Here is a 2,026-nt window from a genome sequence, read left to right on the forward strand (position 1 = left end):
AGGGCCTGTCCTGAGGTCTGTGTAACCGGGTCTCGTGGCGTCAGACGGGCAGCCGACCTTCGAAATGTACCGCGAATTGGTTCAGTGCGTTCTTCCAGTTTCGGATCGGCATAGTCCATTTCTCCTGGGCTCTCGATAGCGCCAGGTACAGCAGTTTGAAGGCAGCGTCGTCCGACGGGAAATGCCCACGCGTCTTGATAATCTTCCGGAGCTGGAAATTCAGCGATTCGATCGCGTTCGTCGTGTAGATCGCCTTTCGGATGTCCCTGGGGAACGCCAGAAACGGGATCACCCTCTGCCAGTTGGCGCGCCAGGATTTCCCGATCATCGGATAGCGCTGGCCCAGGCCCCGTTCGAACGCGGTCAGGGCTGCCTCGGCCGCGGCCTCGGTGTCTGCCGAATAGATCGGCTTCAGAGCCGCCACCAGGGGCTTCCGATCGGCCCAAGCGACGAATCGGACCGAATTCCGGATCATATGAACGATGCAGGTCTGTACCGTCGACCGGGGGAAGGCGGCCTCGATCGCCTCGGGGAAGCCCTTGAGCCCGTCGCAGCAGACCAGCAGCATATCCGCGACGCCGCGGTTCTTGAGCTCGGTGATGATCTTCAGCCAGAACTTCGCGCCCTCGTTGCTCTCGAGCCAAAGGCCGAGGACTTCCTTCGTGCCGTGCATGTTCACGCCCACAGCCAAGTAGGCCGACTTGTTCGTCACCGTCCCTTGGTCTCGGATCTTCACCACCAGAGCGTCCAGGTAGACGATCGGCCACACCGCATCGAGCGGCCGGCTCTGCCAGGCCTTCACCTCGTCAAGCACGGCGTCGGTCACGCGGGAGATCAGGTCGGGTGAGACCTCGGTGCCATACAGCTCCCTCAGGTGCCCCTGAATTTCGCGCACCGTCATCCCGCGCGCGTACATGGAGATGATCTTGTCGTCGAAGCCGTCGAAATGCGTCTGGTGCTTCTTCACCAGCTGCGGTTCGAAGGTTGCGTTCCGATCTCGCGGCACCTCGATCGCGACCTCGCCAGCCTCGGTCTTCAGCGTTTTACCGCTGGCGCCGTTTCGCGAGTTTCCAGAGCCCCGACCCGCAGGGGCGTGCTTTTCGTAGCCCAGGTGCTCAGTCAGCTCGGCTTGCAGCGCCTTCTCGACCAGCGCCCCAGTCAGCTGCTTGAGCAATCCATTCGGACCCAGCAGATCTTCGGGCTTCTTGTACTCGGCCAGCAGCTCTTTCAACAACTCGTCGCGTATCGCCATGGAATCCCTCCTCGCCGGCGGATCCCATCTTCGGCCAGTCAGACCCGGTTACACAGACTTTCGGACAGGCTCCAGTCTCCGTAACGTAACCGCTGCACGGACCGCACGTGGCGCGGCGGATCGCCGCGTGCTTGACGACGGCGGGCGGTCCTACTCCGCGGGGCGGGCGTGGTCCGGCGGCGGCGCCAGCTCGGCCGGGATCTCGAAGGATGAGAGAGGAGCCGCCAGCTCCTCGGGTCTCAAGCGGGCGCGCGTCGCCTGCCAGTGCTTCGGCGCGAGCTCGAGAAAGCGTTGCCGCGGCCAGTGGGGCAGGACGCGCAGGACCTCGTCCAGATATGCGAAGGAATCGATTTGGTGAAGGCGGCAGGACGCGATGATGCTGAAGATTGCGGCGGCGGCTTCGGCGTGGGTGTCGCTGCCGTAAAACATCCATGCCTTTCTCCCGACCACGATTTTTCGCAGCTCGCGTTCGGAGCGCGTGTTGTCGAGCGGCAGGTTGACGTCGTCGAGCACGCGCAAGAGCTCCGCCTCTTGATTGGCGGCATAGCCGAGTGCTTTGGTCGCGAGGTTGCGACCCTGCGCATTTTGGCGCGCCCCGCGCGCCCACTCGAAGAAGCCCGTCACCAACGGTCGCACGTGCGTCTGGCGAAGCGCGGAGCGCTCCGCAGCCGGTGCCCGGCTGACGGCATCGTCGGCCGCGTAGATGGCCCGAATCCGCATCAGCCCCTGTAGCCCAACGGGGTAGCGACAGATCGCCGCCTCGAAGAAGTACCG

The 2,026-nt window shown here is 63.8% G+C and carries 2 protein-coding genes; both read right to left on the bottom strand.

All coding sequences use genetic code 11. The annotated features are described in order from the left end of the window. Window positions 1–40: 40 nt before the first annotated feature. Window positions 41–1,252 carry an IS256 family transposase gene (locus tag VFB18_RS11070; RefSeq protein WP_324974957.1) on the bottom strand — a complete coding sequence of 404 codons (1,212 nt, stop codon included), beginning with the start codon at window positions 1,250–1,252 and terminating at the stop codon, window positions 41–43. A gap of 150 nt (window positions 1,253–1,402) precedes the next feature. Then, window positions 1,403–2,026, bottom strand: a 624-nt coding sequence (locus tag VFB18_RS11075; RefSeq protein WP_324974959.1) for an IS66 family transposase, incomplete at its 5' end; no start/stop codon positions are given.

Source organism: Methyloceanibacter sp. (assembly GCF_035650995.1).
In the GTDB taxonomy this organism is placed as follows: Bacteria; Pseudomonadota; Alphaproteobacteria; order Rhizobiales; family Methyloligellaceae; genus Methyloceanibacter.

What these genes read in the sequence shown, in the direction of transcription:
- VFB18_RS11070 (WP_324974957.1), bottom strand. Translation starts at nt 1,252, where the DNA reads ATGGCGATACGCGACGAGTTGTTGAAAGAGCTGCTGGCCGAGTACAAG.